We start from the raw sequence: 16,311 nt of genomic DNA on the forward strand, positions 1-16,311 counted from the left end.
TCCCTGTGGAGCTTCTCGATCTCCCACCTCATCCTCCATGCCTCCTCGATCTCCTCCTCGCTGAGCGAGAGATCGGTCGTGTAGAGATACCTGACGTGTGTCCCGGAGTCACCTTTATATTCTTGAACTAGCAATTTTACTGTAGTCACTCGGTCTCTCAGGGTCAGGTCGGCGTAGTAGACTCCGGGGGGTAGGTCCCCCACTCGGAGGTGTCCCTCCACCTCCTCGAGGGTCCCCCGGGCCGACTCGACCCTGAGGAGCCTCCGGTTGGACTTGAGCTCAGACACCACGTTGTCCTTCACGAGCTTCTCCGACCAGTACCACGAGTCGAAGACTACCTTGGACACGCGGAAGTACCCCTTGAGCACGTCCAACATCTCCTTGGCCAAGTCGATCTTGGTCTTGAACTCGGTGACCATCCCCAAGTCCAACATCTTCCTCACGGCGTAGGGGAAAGCCCCCACCATGAATGTCCTGCCCGTGGAGAGGTCCACTATGGCGACCGTGAGGAGTTGTATACCCCTCTCGAATCTCCGGTGGGCGTGGCAGTAGATCCAGTAGTTTCCGTGGGGGCTCACGTCCTTCCCTCTGGAGTACTCCTTGTGGTCCACGGTGTCGTCTATGATTACGGCCACCTCACCCTTCACCAGCCCCGACAGGACCTTCAAGTAGTCCTTCCACGCGTCTTCGAGTTCCCCCAACGCCTCCAGCAGGTTCGCGTAGTCCAACCCGAACGTCTCAGCAGCGTTCTTCACGCTGGCCCTACCACCTAGCAGGGTCATGAGGACTAGTGCTAGTCCTACCCTCCTGCTCCTCCCGTTCCTTCTCACTATGCCCAAAACTTGGTTGACTGCCTTGACCAACCTCTCCTTAGCGTACTCTACTTGTCCCTTCAACATCTTTCAGTAGAACAACGTTGAAAAATAAAAACTTCTCGCTAATACCGACTTCTTGGTATTACCTCCCTAAGATTCCCATAACTGCTGTAAGATAGAAATTCCGTCAAGTAGTGGTAGGTTTACTAAGTATGAAAGAATAGGATATAACACTCTTATGAATCTTTGCAAGTTAGCGTTCAGAAACATATTAAGCTAATTAATTTTATTACATTCCTACGTTTGTCCCTACACTTTCATCTCACTCCTATCCTTAGAAAGTCTATATATGGAGAGAATTATCGAATATTGGGGGGATGTCCACAATTAAGGGTCATTCAAGGTTTTCACAATTTTCTGAAAAACTTCTAATTTATAGACCGTATTTAAGTCTATGTTTCTTATACGTTTAGGTAAGTCACTCTTTTCATATTTATCATGCGTTTTCAAATATTCTAACGGATTGTTCTCTTGTGGTGCTAAGAGTATTTCAATATGAGGATTGAAAACAATGATAAAGACTTTATTCATATCTACACCATTTCTTTTTAACATATCTTTTATCCTACAGCAGTTATGGGATTTCTCGTTAGGTGTAGCCTTGAAGTCAAGGCAAAATCTAATAACTGCTGTATCCTGTTTTCCAGTATTTGGGAATCTTCATTATCGCTGTCCACAAAGATCATGATTTTGTTGTATCCTTTAAAAATGGAACTTTTTACAATTCTTACCGTCTTTGCAGAGATTATATTTCCTTTTCCACCCATAGAATGGCAATCTAATTTGATTTCATTTTCTATCTTTTTATTCTCTTCAAGTTTTCTGATTAATTCAGCGATTGCACTGCAACCGTATTTATCTTCTGTAATTGCTAGAATTATTTTCATTATTTTTCACTTAGTATAACAACCATTCACTTAACAAGATACCGTTCTCAGTTAACTTTTCCTTCAATTTCTCCGGCTCTTGTACTTTATTAACTTTAGTCTCTCCTCTTTCTTTATCAAGAATTATTATTTCTGAAGGATCCATGAAGTCGATAATTAGTGGCGAATGTGTAGTTGCTATGAACTGTGAGTCGGAATATCGCATTATATCAACTAGTCTTTCAATGTACTTAAGGTGGAGGGAGTTCTCTATTTCATCGATAATGATTGTCGACATTTTTAACAGATACACAGCTACAAGGATTGTCAACATTTTTATAAAACCGTCAGGTACTGATGTGGGCAGTAAAATCAGCTCGTTGTTGTTTTCACTCTTTTCAATGAAATGTAGTCTTATATTTCCGTCCTCAGTGAAAACCGGTCTTAGAGAGATGTTGTTTTCAACTAAGAAATCATAAACTTGTTTAGTCTCATTAATTCTAGACAAGTTATTGCTTATCACCTTAACTAACCCGCGACCGTTTTCATCTAACGCTTCTGGGAATGTGAAATAGACTGGAGATACTGCTGTTTGAGGAACTATTCTGAACACTCCTACGTCATTTAGGAAATTCGTCATGAAATTAAAGAGTTCAGGTGGAAGGGTGGCACTGAGATTTAATGCTATTAGAGGTTGTGCAAAAAATAAGTTAAATACACTTAAATTAGGAGGAATTGTTATCTCTTTATTTTCATATCTTATTACGTTGCCTCTTCTTTCCATGCTGTAAGAGTCGAAATTTATAATTTCCTTTTTTATCTGCAACTTATTTAGCGAAATCTCATAATGGTAATCTTTACCCTTATATTCACCATCGATCTCAAAGGAGATGTCCAAATTCTCATCTTGCATAAATACAACGTTCTTGTAATCTCCCCATCGAATGAAGGGATAAGGTGGGTAAGATAGAGGTCTTATAAGTTGCTTTAGAAAACTAAAAGCGTCGACAAGATTAGTTTTACCAGAACCGTTAGGCCCTACAACGATACTTACTTTCCCAAACTCAAACTCACTGTCACGGTAACTCTTGAAGTTTTCTATCTTTAATCTTTTTATCACATGACACAATAAGAAATCTCGTTTAAAGCTCTTGCTTTGTTGATGACTTTACGCTTTAATATTTTCTGGCATTAAGCTATAGGGTTTGGGCTTCATAGGATTTCATATTATTTAATATCAATCCTCAGCCCTTGGACTTCAGCGGAGTCACGGGGACATTGCCCCCTTTACACCGTTTGTCCCTACATTTTCATTTCAATCATTTTATGTTCAATCATGATCAAGTGCAGGGACTTAGCCCTCAACCACAAGTGGGTCATGGGACTCCTTCGAGCCCAACAGCACGGGGCTCACATCTCCGTAATCACTCCCACACTTTTGCCCACATCGGCGTGAGAGATTATCATTTATTAACAAAAGTTTGTTACAAACAGACAAAAAGATTTCTATCAACGTGAAAAAGGATTCAGCCCATCACGGCTACATTAACAAAAATTTATGAGTCAGTAGTAGCCAAGGTTTAAAATCCTTCACGGAGCTTGTATTACTATGAAGTTATACTTATCTAATCTAGGTCCCATAAAGCACGGTGAAATCGAGTTAGGTGACATCACGCTTTTCGTTGGAAAGCCCAACACTGGCAAAAGCACTGCTATGAAAGCGTTATTTTATTCCCTTTACTGTCCAGGCAATCTCATTAAGCTAAAGCAGGACAGCATTGAGGTAAAGGATAATTTGTTTCTCCTACACTTCACTATCGACAGAGAGGGAACGAAAGAAAACTACAAGAGTTTCATAAGTGATTCATTACCAGAAGGGGAGTTTAAACTAGAACCTATAAACGTTTTGGATTTCATACTTACTCAAAAACTGAGTTATGAAGAGGAGTACAGACCATCAACGTTACCTCCAATGTTTTTTCCGAAAACGTGTAGTGATGAGGATATGAAACGTTTAAGGTTTTCCCTTAGTAACACAATTTACAAAATCAGTGTCAACGGTGATAAAGGAGAAGTTAAGGTTGATGTCTCTGATGTAAGTGAAACCTGCTTAAAGGATAACGAAACCCTTTCGTCTATTTCCACTATTATGTTGAATATTGCAGAACAGCTAGTAAACTCCCAGTACTGCATAGGGTTTAACGAGTCTCTAAGCAAAAATGGAATCAACGGCGTTGTTTACATTCCTTACGGTAGGTCTCTCCTAGTGCTTCAGAAGTTTATATTACAAGAAATTTTGAACTCTCCTACGTCGGCATCGCCTTCCCCCTCTTCGTGGTTGGAAGCAGTTATTAGAGGATTTATAATGGCAATAGCCTCCTCCCCGTTTAAAATTACAGGACCTAATTATCTGACGGAATACTTCGAGGGCTTAACTAAATACAACGAGAAAGTATTCAACTTAATAAAACCGCTATTGAAGGGACAGATAGCAAATGTTGGCGGGAACTTAATTTACATTGAGGAAAATAAGAAAATACCGTGGAAGTACGTTTCAGCTTCAATACTAGAGATCGTAAGTTTCTTGCTCTCGGTAAAGGAAGAGAGCCTGGTCTTGTTTGAAGAACCTGAAACACAACTACACGAGGAATTACAACTACTAATGGGTATGGTTCTTTACGCTTTATCCTCAATTAACCGTATCGTGATTTCTACTCACAGCCAGACTATAGTTTCCACTATCGCCCACCTGAGTATGTTAAAGCCCACTAAGGAGGAGTTAAAGGACTTGTTTGAGGACTTGAAAGTGAAGGATTACGAGGCGTTAGCAGAAGCCGTAGAAAAGGCTAATGAAAAAGTTAAGGTTAAAGTATATCACTTTACCGAGGGAGAGGTTAAGGATGTGAGTATCGACTATGTCGTGAGGGGTTTGCCTGGTACTAAGGACGTATTGGAAAAGGAGTTTAGGTGGTTTTCATCACTTCATTCGAAGAGATTGTTCGGGCAAAAGTGACGTAGTTTACTCGAGTTAAGAAATCCTATTAGAGGCGTTCGAACAAAGGTGAGAGATTATGGTAAGTTTAAAGGTCGAGAAGGGAGTACTTGAGGAAAATTGCTGCAAGTTTTTCATAAAAGACGATAATGTGTTACTTTTTATAGACATGGAAGAGGCTTTTAGGGGACTAAATAAAGTAGAAGATGAGAATTTAAGAAAATTTTACACTGGTAACTTAGAGGAGATCGGCATTAATTCACGTGAGCACTGCGATGCTATCGAAATAGTGAGAGATGCAAAAGGCGAACTGATAATTAAAATCATTGAATTAACAGCAATGCAGGGCAGGGATCTTCCTACGTTACTAAACAAGATGAATTTTTGCGTAGCATTTATAAACACTCAAGTGAGGAGGTCTTTGAATTTAAGTGCTAATAATGTGAGATACGTAACTGTATTTGTGGTTAACCCTAATGACGTTGACAAGGTCAAGGAATACATCGAGAGAAATATGGATATCATAACTAACACCTATCGCTGGTTATATTATTTTACCAACACGTTAGTACCGGAAGTGATACCATGTGGAAAACTGTCCAACTAAATTAGGAAGTTTATCGGCCTAGCCTAAAGTTTATTCTGTTAAAGAGAAAATAGATATTATGTCCATAGCATGATAATTGAGCTACTCAGGGATTAATCCTTCTATTGATAGTAGCTATCTTCATTTAAACAGTAGCTCTGATCGCTTTAACCTTCCTAGCCATTAAAAGAAACTAGAAAAAGAAGTATAAGGGGGCTATCCATCCCTTGAAGAGGCTTTACACCCCTAATCCTCCTTTTCTCTGTAATCAGCTTATATTGCATTTAACTGAAGTAAGCATCATATTACTTTGTTAGTATGATAAAAGTATGAAGATAGTACTTTAAAACTAAAAGATGAGTACTATGAAATAGCCAAGCAGATGGTTGAAAGGGTTTGGCTAAGAACGAGGCATTTAACTTAATTATACTATACGGCATAAATAGGGCTGTAGTAGAAATAGAAAGGAAAAAGAGAGTTAAAGAATTGACCTAAAAATGGTTAAAAAAGGTTTACCTTTCGAGTTACCTACATCTAACGACGTCATAAGTGATAGAGAACAATTTTAGCCACAATTTTATCGCTGCTCTCATTTACTATAATTTCGTCATCAGTAAAGGATTCACCAGTGGAGTGTTGTTAAATTCATGGATATGTTGAAAACTCAGCCGATAGACGTTGATGAGGTTTCTGAGTCCTACACTTCCTCTATCAACCCGTTTAACGGTGAGAAGTTGAGGAAGGGAAAGCAAGTAGTGGAGATGGTTATCAAAGTTTTTAACCCCTACCTGATGACGGCTCTGCTCACGAGGGTGGGGGGATTAAGGTTTTCAAGGTGAACGCTGGGTACTTGGAAAGCGGTGAAGTTCTTCTGGATAGACAACTAAACGCATCTCTAAACATATACCTCAAGATGTGCGGGTTTTCACCTCTTTTTTACTCCCACTGAGAGTAGGTGGGTCGGGGTTATCCCGCTAGAGGGACGGAGGGGTATGAACGGGGCAATGCTCCGTGATTCTGTTGAAGCCCAAGGGCTGAGAATTGGATACAAATTCATGAAAATTCAATGAAGCCCAAATCCCAGTTTAAATACAGATATAGTTAGGAGATCAATGAACTGTCTAAAAATTGGATTTAGATAATTGTGATTTCAGCTCCCAATTACCTTCTCAGCGTTCTCTAGCAATTTTTTAACCCCTTCTAGGTAAGGGATTATATCAGTTACACTGAGTTTAGACTCGTGAAAACCCCAAACGTGAAGGAAATATGCACTACTCCACCCATTAACTACCCATTCACCCAACATTTTTGACAGAGAGGCCGACGCACTACCTAAAGTGTAAGCATAACATCTCCCTTCCTTAACGGCTTGTTGATACTCTGGCAAATTAAACTTCTCCGCTAAAGCTTTAATAACTTCCTCAGCAACCTTATACGCCTTTTCAGAAGCCTGTACCGAATCGCCTTTCTTTAAGTACTCCTCGGCCTCGGCCATATATTTCCTAGCTAGGGTAAGTCTAAGCTTTATTCCCTCTTGAGGGTCTTTCCTCGACATTGCTGTAATTATTAAATCCTCAACATCAATTCCCATCTCTTCAGCTTTTTTTATTAACTCTTCCATCATAAATTACCTAGTTAAGGACAAAAATATACTTAACGAGATGTACACAACTGGAGGTTTTACCAATTATTACACTTGGTATACAAAACTTCTCATTTTTCAAGTGGTGTTGCATAAAAGTGTTTACCTGTGGCGTAACTTTTCCTTACTTTTAATTACTTCTAATTCCGTTACGGGCACCCCTATATAGGTTTTACTAGTCGAGGAGAATAATACTCTCCTCAGCTGGGGAAACATGGTCGACTTAGAAATTGAAGTGAAATCTTCGGCAAGAGGCGTGACAAGCTCCTATCATCGGACTGAACATTGTGACAAAATTCACGCACATAGGTGTGATAAAGAGGTAGGGGTAATAGGGGTAATCGTATCAAAAGATAAATTAACTGCACTATGAATAGGCAGTTTAACGCTAGTGAGTAAAGCAGGTTTTATTGCAAAAGTAGTGTGGACTATGCTCAATTTTTAAGGAAAGGTTTTTATACCGAAAGCTCCCTGAATAAAAGCTTTTTATATCGACCTCTGAGATTGTTATTATGGAAATAGCGGTCTACTGCGGTAAAGTATATAGTTGGACAGACGAAATATGCAAACACAAAGTGCGTTTACCTGTCCTTAATTATAACTCAGTAATTGAGTGGATCAGTTCGCGTGGGGAAAGAGCTTTCCTAATTTTCGGTACTGATGTTATACCTTACACATTATACGATTACCCGAACAAGCCGATAAACGAGACGGATATTTTCAAATTTATGGAAAGAGGAGGTACGGTAATTTGGGTAGGAGATACTCCCTTTTATTACGTAGATAAAAACGGTGTAAAAGAAGAAATCTTTAGTAAAGGAAACCCGTTCCCGTTTGTGCCTAAAAACTTTGAGCGTAAGCCGATGTCTAAAAATAGTGAAAACACTATCGTGGGGGAAATTTTAGAATATAACCCTAAGGAATCTTGGAGACCGGTTGGAGCTAACCCGTCTTTGATACCAATAAGTATAACTGAAAAAGAAAGAGGTGGAGAAATGCTTTACTCAACGTGGATTTATAGATACGGAAAAGGTAGATTTGTAAGGGTTTACGACTCACCTTATGTTAACGTTGACTACGTGTTATCATTGCCGGGAAAATTAAGTAATCTGGGCATAGGTGTTAGAATAAGGAATTATAGAAGGCTTAGCGATTTTAAGATGATTTTACCTAATTTTAAAATCGGCGTAATCATGGGCAAGAACAACGTAGGAAAAACTAGCGTATTGGAGGCAATAGCAATGCTAGATACAAATAACGTAAGTAAAATAAGGGCATTCAGAGGTAGGATATCTGATCAAATTGCTGAAACTGAACTATTTTTGAATAATGAATATTATAGGATAGAGTTTTCTGATGCTTCCTCAACACGGATTGGTGACGCTAGAATACTTTTAATATATTCTAGCAATGCCAACCCTACAGTTACTTATGAGCCATCGATTTTACGCAAAGTTACCGAGCTATTAAGTGAGTTTGACCCTAACATTTTCTATGTTTATTTATCTGCGGGTAATGAGCTCAGAGTATTATTTAACGATAAGACTGACGTTTCAATTAATGAGTTAGGTTACGGTTATAAAAGCTTGCTAAACTTCATATTGTCTTACGTCGTTTATCAGCCTAAGATTATCCTCATCGACGACTTAGAAGGATTTGCCTTACATCCAGAATTGCTTAAACAATTTTACGATTTCTTACTGAAATTGGACGTAGATCTGATATTAATAACCACGCAGAGCAGTGACGTTTATGCATACTTAGCAGAAAAGCGCTCTGACAATGTTAGGTTTATATTAATCAATGACGGTAAATACGAAGTCTTGTCTTCGGAAGAAGTCTTGGATAGGATGGATTATGAAGATTTAAGATATACAGCATTAAAAATATCTAATGAAGTTCACTGAAAAAGCTAAAATTGAGATAATTTTTGGAGATGGGCATTTTGATAGGCAAATAATTAAAAATGCTATTGAGAAAAACAAAGATAAATATTGCCAAATCTCATTGTTCATTCCAGAAAGCGGTAGAAAAGGTAAGGGAAGGACTATTAACACTGGAATTGACGGAGTATTAAAGTTCATTAAAGAGGACGTTACAAGGTTTTCCTTAGGTTATATTATATTTGTTGATAAAGAACACTGCTCTTCTGATTGCGAGAACGATGTTAACAAATTAGCAAACAAGTATGGGATTTCCATTTCTGCTACGGAAAAAATCGCAGAAGATCTCGACATATATAAGCTGACTTGTAGTATAGGAAATAAGAAATTTTTCATGTATTTTATCTTTCTTGGCTTTTACTGCTGTATCGAAGATTTTATCCTTATAAAAATCTGTAAGAGTAATATAAGTAAGTTTACAGGGGAAGGGTGTTGTAAAAAATACAAGGAAATATTTAAGAGCGTACAAAAAGAAATGAAAGAATCTTGCACTGAAAAGACGTATGACGAGTTATTCAAAGCAATTGCTCGTGTCTTAGAAGAATTCACTACTATTAAAATGTAGCATATCTTACATTTTATAATTAAGGAAAAGGACATACTTTACTTACTCAGAGTATTTACATATGAGATTAGGACAAATACATCCTCTACAAAATTCTGAATGTTGAATATTCGAAGCTTAAGCATGATCTAAAAAATATTTATTACATTTACACCTCTAATATTTGTATGATAACAAAATATCCTGAGCATTTAACTCAAGAGTCGAGATTAGAGGTTGTAAAAAGTTATATATTGCACGAACCAGCATCATTAACTCGCGATAAAACCCCCGATATAATTAATATAGACGAGCTAGTCAAAAAGTGCTATGAGCGTAAGAAAGGAATAGAAGAGGACTGTTAGGAGATTTATGATTTATTTTATGGGTTGAGTTTAATGTTTAAGAGGAAGTTCATAGCAAAGGAGATAACTGCTGGATCTTGTACGTGGAAAGAAGATAGCCTTAAGTTAAAAGGTCTTATAATCTCAACTAAAATAGAATGTTTTCCAGGGTATAAATACAAGGATATTGAAGAAATTGTGAAAAATGAAGAAATAAAAAGGAAAAATTTGTGAAGAGGGAAAGAATCACGGTAAGAGAAGAGGCAAGTTAACAGAGGATCCGATAATTGTAGCTAAAGAGGGAAATAAATACATAATTTTAGACGGAAACGGAAGAGCGTTCTATAAACTTTCAAAAGAAAAGTGCGATATAAATAAAGAGATAAGTGCATATATAGGCGAATGTAATGGAGTAGGTAATATTTGTATCCCTTTTGGAATACCTCATTTTATTGAGGGATATTTAGGTTTATTAATACATAGATTGGATTAAAGCACTCATATAATAAAGAATAAATGCACTTAACTACAAATATCTATATATTGAGCGTTTACAATAAAAAGATTATAAAGATTATATGTTATTACGCTTTGTGGATTAGTTCAATAAATCTCATTAGAAGGATACAGTAAAAATATGTTTTCTATAGAAAATAATATCTCTCCTAAATAATTTACTATATTACTTCTTGACCTCAAAGCCCTTAGCCCTGACCAACAACAAGGTTAGCCATGTACATCATCCAAGCATAAGCCAAACCAGCTTAGCATCAATAATTTGACCAGCAAAACTCGTATCCCTAACAGACTCACCAAATGCTTAACAGCAGAGAACAAGGACTCAACCAACCACCTTAACTAATCCTTCTCATCCCGCCAACGTTCATAACCCAACTTCAAAAAACACGAACATTCTCATCGCGGAATGGCCACACCTAAAGCGTTCTTCCCTGGAGGAACAACAACACTAAGATTATAAATCTCGTCATCATAAGCCTTACCTAGAACTTCTTAACTTCCTTACCCTTTTCCTTCAAGTCCTTTACAGTATTTGAAGCAGATTCGTCCAAATTACTCGTCACCTCAGCGCTTACTATCCTGAACTCGTCCTTTTTCATAACTACTTCAATCTTAAGGAATTTTGAATCCCTCCTTTTGCCCCACTTTACTACTATTGTCCTCCTCTTGTTGTGCTTATTCCAGTACCACAGATTCGTCACTCGCTTCAGGGGAATTAATATTCATGTTTCTTACCCTTTCCCATATCGTTAATCAAGACTTGTCGGTATTATCTTCATTTCAACCAGCGCTTAATACTCCTTCTACTCTGTGGGCTAAGAACAAGTGTAGGAATGCTAGTCGTTGAACTCCTTTGGTGCCTTATACTTGGTCTTAGCATATCTGTTCTCCCACTGGAGTAATTCCCACTAGTGTTCGAAGACGTAGAAGGGGATCATTAGCTTGTGTCTAGTTACCACGTTCTCATCGTACTCCAATCCCTAGTGTTCTTCTTTTCCACAAGTAATACTCTGCATAATTACTTGAAAATTTTGTATAATTCTGAAGCGACCCACAACGTAGGTAGGAGGTATTTCCTCTCTACAGATGTTAATGATACTGCTGAGGATATTGTAACTACTTGGGAGAATAGGTGGGATGTTGAGGTTTTGATTAGGGAGCTTAAGATCTTAGAAGGGTTCCTTCCTAACTTGGCTTAGGATTAAGGGTTTTATAGTGTTGAAGGCTTTTTCCTTGTTTACTGTTCTTTTGTTCAAGTATTTCACGGGTTTGAACCTTGGAGCTAAGAGGATAGCAAGGTTGACAAAAAGTATTTATCAAGCATCTGAAGATAAAGAAATTGTTTGAACGTAAGAGAAAAACGTAAACTGCTATTTATTATCTTCTCTCCTATAAGGATATTGAGACCTTGTACTTACTCTCTACTGTGACATCAGCGTCAAGTTTAAAAGAATTCTTTAAAGCAAACTCTGTATTTTTTACATAATTATTGTTGTAATCTTCTATAATATACCTAATGTGTCCTTTAGTTATTATATTCTAATTAGAATATGTGAGTGTAAACTCTTTTTACTATCTTATTAGTCGAACTTAGCGAATATTACTGAATAATATAGATTTGATAATTGATCTAATCTACTGCATAGGCGGATAGGTTTAATTTTATTTATTATTATAAAATTAATAAATGAATTAATTACCATAATATATTATTAATCTGATTATATCCGTAAAGATAAACATATATATTAAGTTTTATATTATATTACAGTACTTTACCGCCCTAATGACGTGAATAGTTTATATAGATTTCCGTAGGAAAAGCATGTGAAGTTCCCTTGGGATAACATCGTATTATGGAATCTGTTATTTTTATATATTATGAAATATACTCTAAATTATGGCAAGTGGCGCTGTCGATGAATACGTCTTCATCCCATTAGTAAATGATGTAAACTATGAGTATAATGAACAAACTCTAACTTTAAGTAAAAATAGGTCCCCTATTAATATTAAAATTTTAGGTAATAAACATATTACTAAAATAACGGAAAATAAGAATAAGGAAAATAAGAATAAGGTTGATATTAATAATATTTTAGTTCTTACCGGATATGCTATAGATGAAAATAGTTTAGGGTTAGTTCATACATTAGACCCTTGTGATTATGTTAAAGGAATTCTCATAAATGGTGAAATAAAGCAACTTGCTCAAGGACTATCTAAACAAGAAATTATTTTTTCCAAAGCTGAAGTAATGAACAAATTATACTTTATGAGGAAATCTAAAGTTGATCTTCAGAATGACATAAAGATTAATTTAATAACTGATTTAATAACTCAACCAAACCCTGTAAGAAAAACTAATTATCGTTCCTTAAAAATTGATAATAAGAAGAAAATAGAAGGAATTACTGATCTATATGACATTCATAATGATGATGCTATCAATAACCTAGTAGAGAAACTTAATGATATAGTCAATTATTATAGTATATAAATTGGAAGGTACCTCTATGCCTTATTACACTTTTTCTGAACCGTTCTTTATTTACGCTATTACCCATCTTCACGTAGGTTCTGGCTCATCTGTAGATGAGGAAATAGACTTGCCTTTTCAGAGGGACGAGTTAGGCTATCCAACAATTTACGCTTCTAGCTTGAAAGGCGCCATAAAGTCATTTCTTCTAAAGGAATTTCCAGATAAAAGAGACGTGATTTATAAGGTACTAGGCGAGGATGAAAACCCTGAGGAAGCTTCATTAGGTACTTTTTTGGACGCAATACTTTTTGCTATACCTTCAAGGATTATCGAAATCAATAGCGCAAAACCTCACGTTTGGGTTTACGTTACCACATATGAGCTCTTAAAGAAGGTTAAATTGTATTTGGACTCGATTTCTCAATTGTCTAACGCTTCCTTCAGTAATTTGCAAAATGCTATTAAATGCATACTTCGTAATGAAGGAAAGAACATTACGCTAGGCAGCAGTTTGAAGACCGCTATTTTAAATGAGGACTTTCACGTTGAATTGGAGGAGGCTCATGACGTTAAAATTTCCAACATAACTAACCTAGTAAGCGATGAGGTAAACAAGGAAGGGTTGGAAAGTGATGATGTTCCATTACTGGTATTAAAAGATTCTATAGGGAAGGAGGTAATCAATAGGTCTTTAATTAGGGTTAGGAGGATAAGGATAGATAAGGATAAGAAAACTGTGGTAACCGGTGGTTTGTGGTCTGAGGAATACGTACCGATGAAGACTATTTTCTTTTCTGCATTTTTAGGCAAGGAAAGTAAGGAGAATGCAGTATTTGTTAGCTGTAATTTAAGGAAGCTGAAATACGTTATTCTTGGCGGTAAGGAGACCATAGGAAAGGGAATAGTTGAGTTAAGGTGGGGAAAAGATGCCTTATGATGATTATAAGTTGGCTCTTGACGCGTTCAATAAGGTATTAAATTCTCTAGAAGGTGAAGCTAAAAGTAAATTTAGGAGTAGGGCTAGGGATATGGTGGAGGAGATATATACTTCTGGGTTCATCCCCACATTGTTTTACATAATATCAAAAGCTGGGCTAGAGAATGATAAAAAGATAAATAAACTAATCTCACTATTAAATTCTTCCTCTTCAAAGAGCATTGATCTGGGTAGTAGTGATGAGGCTTCTTATATGGCCTATTTGTTTGTCATTCTGTACTATCTGTCTGAGAGAAACATTATAGATAAAAAGTTTCTAATTGATAAACTTGAGAATAACCGTTTAGAACTCATAGGCAAGTTGTATGAGTTGTCTCCTATAATTTCCGCCAGAATAAAGAGGTATTTAATGGCAATAAAGAGGTTGGCTGAGGCTATAATAGAGGTGAGGTAAATGGAGGAGTTGTTAATGTCTTTTAGGCTAAAGGCTATTTATCCGTTAACCGGAGGTTATAATAGGCATAGTATAAACGAATTTTATGAAGAGAACGTTAGGCCTACTGAAATTAAGGGTTTGTGGAGGTGGTGGAATAGGGTTTTATTCAATACAGTAAGTTATGTGAAAGAAGGAAAGCTTTACACTTATGAGTCAATAGATAAGCTATTTGAGGACGTTTTCGGAAGTGAAAACAAGAAGTCTACAGTGAGGTTAGAGGTGATAACTGATGAGGGAAGTTATAATCATTTTGAACTATCTAATGTTGAGTTAGATAAAGTGATAGATTACTTAAGGAAAAATAAGGAAGTAAAAGTGAATTTGGACTTTAGAGATAATAGGCTAATTATCGAAATAGAAGGCTCAACTGAAATATCCATTTCTTTTAAATCTAATTTAGATGTAGATAAAATCAAGGATCTAGTATATAAAAATAAACTTCTTAGATTCGAACTCTCAGGTTTTAAGAGTATTAAAATAGATACAAAAATTTCGAATAAGGAAGTAATTAAGAAAATCTTGCGTGATCTAATTACTAATTATTTAGAATACTTTAATATTAAGCAAGAAGTTACATTCACTCTTAATATCTATCTAGATAAGAGTCGTGAGCATAAGCAAAATTTTGAAAGCAAGCTTAAGTTTGCATTATATAGTTTATTAGTTTTTATACTATTAGGAGGAATTGGTAGGAAAACCAGCAGGGGATTTGGGAGTTTATCAATAGTTTATGCAAAATGTTATGATGGAGTATGCAGTGACTTAGAAAGTCATATTAATAAAATTTTAAAGGTAGAGAATGAGAAAGAGCTTAAAGATATATTAGTACAACTAATTCATGACATAGAATACAAGGTTCCTTTCCCGGATGAAAAACATCGGTTAGAAAAAGTTGATTTCAGCAGTAACATGGTACACTTTTATTTTACTCTAGGATCATTTCTAGAACATGTCCTATTTGTAAATGAAGCTGACCCAAATAAAGTAAAATATATACTTGATACCGTATCAAGAGCAGTTATAAAAAAAGGAAAATGCATCCAACTTATTCAGAATTACCCTGCGTTTCTAGTATTATTTTGTGGAAATAGGGCAAACGAAAAAAGTGTTATTCGTAGTAAGCAATGTACTTATTACTTAAAATCGTTAATACGCAACAGCTCCGATTTTACCTCATGGCTTGCAAAATACTCTGGGATTTTTGACTGTAAAAAACGTAGGCCATCGGCCTTAAGATTTAAAATATTAACTATGAATAACGGAAAGACTTTCCTTTTAACATATCTACTAATTCCATCATATATCGAATACATTACAAATAATCCAGTTAAGGTAAATTACAATAAGATATGTAAAGATCTTAAAACTTTAGCTGATTGCGTGAGTGAAAATGTTAAACCACGTCAATCTAATATTCGATAATATTATAAACAAGCTAATATATGCAAAAGATATTAATTTATTCTCTGCATTAAGTTTGACTAGCGTAGTATACAATAACTTTGGAGAATTTCTTTCAAATAACCATTCATATAGTGCTAATAACCCACTATTAAAGTATCACATTATAATCCTAAAAGATGTCGAAGAGAAGAAAAGCCTATTTAAGAGGGAAATAGCTGAACTTGTCTCAAGGAACTTTAAATTAGACGGTGAAAAAGTAAAGAAATATTTTGATAATCTCAAAGAAATACTAAAGTCGTTAAAATACACTATAGTAGACGTTGAGATAACTACTAAGACGAGGGCTTTAATAGGAGTTTCAACTTCTTTAGGTAAGCTGATTTTTGACTCTGGGATTTCTTTCGATCCTTATATGAACTTGCCTTACATACCTGCATCTGAAATTAAAGGTATTGTGAGAAGTCATATTGAGGATAAACTAGGCGAGCAAAATGCTGAGGAGATATTCGGTAATGAGGAGAGGGAGGGTAATGTAAACTTTACGGATGCTTATCCTACTAGGTCTGAGAATTTCTTATTTGTACCAGACGTAATTACACCTCATTATAATAAGAAGAAGTCTGAGGCTGATGCACAACCAACGCCAGTTATACATTTAACTATAGCTCCTAAAGTGACTTT

General features: G+C 36.2%; 17 protein-coding genes and 4 pseudogenes. 15 read left to right on the forward strand and 6 right to left on the reverse strand.

The window, feature by feature from the left end:
• The 4 genes from WIW89_RS06215 to WIW89_RS06230 all read right to left on the reverse strand — a co-directional run.
• Positions 1–899: ISNCY family transposase (locus tag WIW89_RS06215; protein WP_337720131.1), on the reverse strand; the 899-nt coding region annotated here is incomplete at its 3' end.
• A 303-nt stretch (positions 900–1,202) separates the two neighbouring features.
• Positions 1,203–1,406 (reverse strand): hypothetical protein, encoded by a 204-nt coding sequence (locus tag WIW89_RS06220; protein WP_337720132.1) that lies wholly within the window; start codon positions 1,404–1,406, stop codon positions 1,203–1,205.
• Between the two features lie 29 nt (positions 1,407–1,435).
• Positions 1,436–1,762: a hypothetical protein gene (locus tag WIW89_RS06225; RefSeq protein WP_337707950.1), complete on the reverse strand. Its 327-nt coding sequence runs from the start codon at positions 1,760–1,762 to the stop codon at positions 1,436–1,438.
• A 10-nt stretch (positions 1,763–1,772) separates the two neighbouring features.
• Entirely contained in the window at positions 1,773–2,861 is a 1,089-nt protein-coding gene (locus WIW89_RS06230; protein WP_337720133.1) for an AAA family ATPase, read from the reverse strand.
• Between the two features lie 489 nt (positions 2,862–3,350).
• Here WIW89_RS06230 and WIW89_RS06235 point away from each other — a divergent pair, with 489 nt between their 5' ends.
• The 4 genes and pseudogenes from WIW89_RS06235 to WIW89_RS13600 form a co-directional block, all read left to right on the forward strand.
• The gene (locus tag WIW89_RS06235) at positions 3,351–4,754 is read left to right on the forward strand and encodes an AAA family ATPase (RefSeq protein ID WP_337720134.1); all 1,404 of its coding nucleotides are present in this window, start codon (positions 3,351–3,353) and stop codon (positions 4,752–4,754) included.
• A 58-nt stretch (positions 4,755–4,812) separates the two neighbouring features.
• Positions 4,813–5,340, forward strand: a complete 528-nt coding sequence (locus WIW89_RS06240) for a hypothetical protein (protein WP_337720135.1) — start codon at positions 4,813–4,815, stop codon at positions 5,338–5,340.
• 626 nt (positions 5,341–5,966) lie between these two features.
• Positions 5,967–6,158 carry a hypothetical protein gene (locus tag WIW89_RS13595; protein ID WP_443296303.1) on the forward strand — a complete coding sequence of 64 codons (192 nt, stop codon included), beginning with the start codon at positions 5,967–5,969 and terminating at the stop codon, positions 6,156–6,158.
• Between the two features lie 32 nt (positions 6,159–6,190).
• Positions 6,191–6,389, forward strand: a pseudogene (locus WIW89_RS13600) (RNA-guided endonuclease TnpB family protein); the annotation flags it as partial.
• 80 nt (positions 6,390–6,469) lie between these two features.
• Here WIW89_RS13600 and WIW89_RS06250 read toward each other — a convergent pair.
• Entirely contained in the window at positions 6,470–6,940 is a 471-nt protein-coding gene (locus tag WIW89_RS06250; protein WP_337720136.1) for a PaREP1 family protein, read from the reverse strand.
• Positions 6,941–7,175: 235 nt separating this feature from the next.
• Here WIW89_RS06250 and WIW89_RS06255 point away from each other — a divergent pair.
• From WIW89_RS06255 to WIW89_RS06275, 5 genes and pseudogenes are all read left to right on the forward strand, one after another.
• A pseudogene (locus tag WIW89_RS06255) lies at positions 7,176–7,322 on the forward strand (IS110 family transposase); the annotation flags it as partial.
• A gap of 151 nt (positions 7,323–7,473) precedes the next feature.
• Positions 7,474–8,868, forward strand: coding sequence for an ATP-dependent nuclease (locus WIW89_RS06260; RefSeq protein ID WP_337720137.1), 1,395 nt, complete (start codon positions 7,474–7,476; stop codon positions 8,866–8,868).
• A complete protein-coding gene (locus WIW89_RS06265; RefSeq protein WP_337720138.1) occupies positions 8,855–9,469 on the forward strand; it encodes a hypothetical protein in 615 nt (204 codons plus the stop codon). The genes WIW89_RS06260 and WIW89_RS06265 overlap by 14 nt, the downstream gene beginning before the upstream one ends.
• Before the next feature lie 167 nt (positions 9,470–9,636).
• Entirely contained in the window at positions 9,637–9,813 is a 177-nt protein-coding gene (locus WIW89_RS06270) for a hypothetical protein (protein WP_337720139.1), read from the forward strand.
• A 33-nt stretch (positions 9,814–9,846) separates the two neighbouring features.
• The gene (locus tag WIW89_RS06275) at positions 9,847–10,026 is read left to right on the forward strand and encodes a hypothetical protein (RefSeq protein ID WP_337720140.1); all 180 of its coding nucleotides are present in this window, start codon (positions 9,847–9,849) and stop codon (positions 10,024–10,026) included.
• Between the two features lie 470 nt (positions 10,027–10,496).
• On the opposite strand, the pseudogene WIW89_RS06280 reads toward WIW89_RS06275, so the two are convergent.
• Positions 10,497–11,288 (reverse strand): annotated as a pseudogene (locus WIW89_RS06280) (IS5/IS1182 family transposase).
• 81 nt (positions 11,289–11,369) lie between these two features.
• Here WIW89_RS06280 and WIW89_RS06285 point away from each other — a divergent pair.
• The 6 genes and pseudogenes from WIW89_RS06285 to cmr6 all read left to right on the forward strand — a co-directional run.
• Positions 11,370–11,677: pseudogene (locus tag WIW89_RS06285) on the forward strand (ISNCY family transposase); the annotation flags it as partial.
• Positions 11,678–12,211: 534 nt separating this feature from the next.
• Positions 12,212–12,811 carry a type III-B CRISPR system CMR subunit Cmr7 gene (locus tag WIW89_RS06290; RefSeq protein WP_337720141.1) on the forward strand — a complete coding sequence of 200 codons (600 nt, stop codon included), beginning with the start codon at positions 12,212–12,214 and terminating at the stop codon, positions 12,809–12,811.
• A 16-nt stretch (positions 12,812–12,827) separates the two neighbouring features.
• Positions 12,828–13,730, forward strand: a complete 903-nt coding sequence (cmr4, locus tag WIW89_RS06295; protein WP_337720142.1) for a type III-B CRISPR module RAMP protein Cmr4 — start codon at positions 12,828–12,830, stop codon at positions 13,728–13,730.
• Positions 13,720–14,184: a type III-B CRISPR module-associated protein Cmr5 gene (cmr5, locus tag WIW89_RS06300; RefSeq protein WP_337720143.1), complete on the forward strand. Its 465-nt coding sequence runs from the start codon at positions 13,720–13,722 to the stop codon at positions 14,182–14,184. The genes cmr4 and cmr5 overlap by 11 nt, the downstream gene beginning before the upstream one ends.
• Positions 14,185–15,648 (forward strand): type III-B CRISPR module RAMP protein Cmr1, encoded by a 1,464-nt coding sequence (gene cmr1, locus WIW89_RS06305; protein ID WP_337720144.1) that lies wholly within the window; start codon positions 14,185–14,187, stop codon positions 15,646–15,648.
• Positions 15,617–16,311: type III-B CRISPR module RAMP protein Cmr6 (gene cmr6 / locus WIW89_RS06310; RefSeq protein WP_337720145.1), on the forward strand; the 695-nt coding region annotated here is incomplete at its 3' end. The genes cmr1 and cmr6, both read left to right, overlap by 32 nt.

Origin of the sequence: Stygiolobus sp. CP850M, assembly GCF_037389425.1 — an archaeon.
In the GTDB taxonomy this organism is placed as follows: domain Archaea; phylum Thermoproteota; class Thermoprotei_A; order Sulfolobales; family Sulfolobaceae; genus Stygiolobus.

What these genes read in the sequence shown, in the direction of transcription:
- cmr5 (WP_337720143.1), top strand. Translation starts at nt 13,720, where the DNA reads ATGCCTTATGATGATTATAAGTTGGCTCTTGACGCGTTCAATAAGGTA.
- WIW89_RS06220 (WP_337720132.1), bottom strand. Translation starts at nt 1,406, where the DNA reads ATGAATAAAGTCTTTATCATTGTTTTCAATCCTCATATTGAAATACTC.
- WIW89_RS13595 (WP_443296303.1), top strand. Translation starts at nt 5,967, where the DNA reads ATGGATATGTTGAAAACTCAGCCGATAGACGTTGATGAGGTTTCTGAG.
- cmr4 (WP_337720142.1), top strand. Translation starts at nt 12,828, where the DNA reads ATGCCTTATTACACTTTTTCTGAACCGTTCTTTATTTACGCTATTACC.
- WIW89_RS06260 (WP_337720137.1), top strand. Translation starts at nt 7,474, where the DNA reads ATGGAAATAGCGGTCTACTGCGGTAAAGTATATAGTTGGACAGACGAA.
- WIW89_RS06265 (WP_337720138.1), top strand. Translation starts at nt 8,855, where the DNA reads ATGAAGTTCACTGAAAAAGCTAAAATTGAGATAATTTTTGGAGATGGG.
- WIW89_RS06250 (WP_337720136.1), bottom strand. Translation starts at nt 6,940, where the DNA reads ATGGAAGAGTTAATAAAAAAAGCTGAAGAGATGGGAATTGATGTTGAG.
- cmr1 (WP_337720144.1), top strand. Translation starts at nt 14,185, where the DNA reads ATGGAGGAGTTGTTAATGTCTTTTAGGCTAAAGGCTATTTATCCGTTA.
- WIW89_RS06275 (WP_337720140.1), top strand. Translation starts at nt 9,847, where the DNA reads ATGTTTAAGAGGAAGTTCATAGCAAAGGAGATAACTGCTGGATCTTGT.
- WIW89_RS06290 (WP_337720141.1), top strand. Translation starts at nt 12,212, where the DNA reads ATGGCAAGTGGCGCTGTCGATGAATACGTCTTCATCCCATTAGTAAAT.
- WIW89_RS06270 (WP_337720139.1), top strand. Translation starts at nt 9,637, where the DNA reads ATGATAACAAAATATCCTGAGCATTTAACTCAAGAGTCGAGATTAGAG.
- WIW89_RS06235 (WP_337720134.1), top strand. Translation starts at nt 3,351, where the DNA reads ATGAAGTTATACTTATCTAATCTAGGTCCCATAAAGCACGGTGAAATC.
- WIW89_RS06240 (WP_337720135.1), top strand. Translation starts at nt 4,813, where the DNA reads ATGGTAAGTTTAAAGGTCGAGAAGGGAGTACTTGAGGAAAATTGCTGC.
- WIW89_RS06225 (WP_337707950.1), bottom strand. Translation starts at nt 1,762, where the DNA reads ATGAAAATAATTCTAGCAATTACAGAAGATAAATACGGTTGCAGTGCA.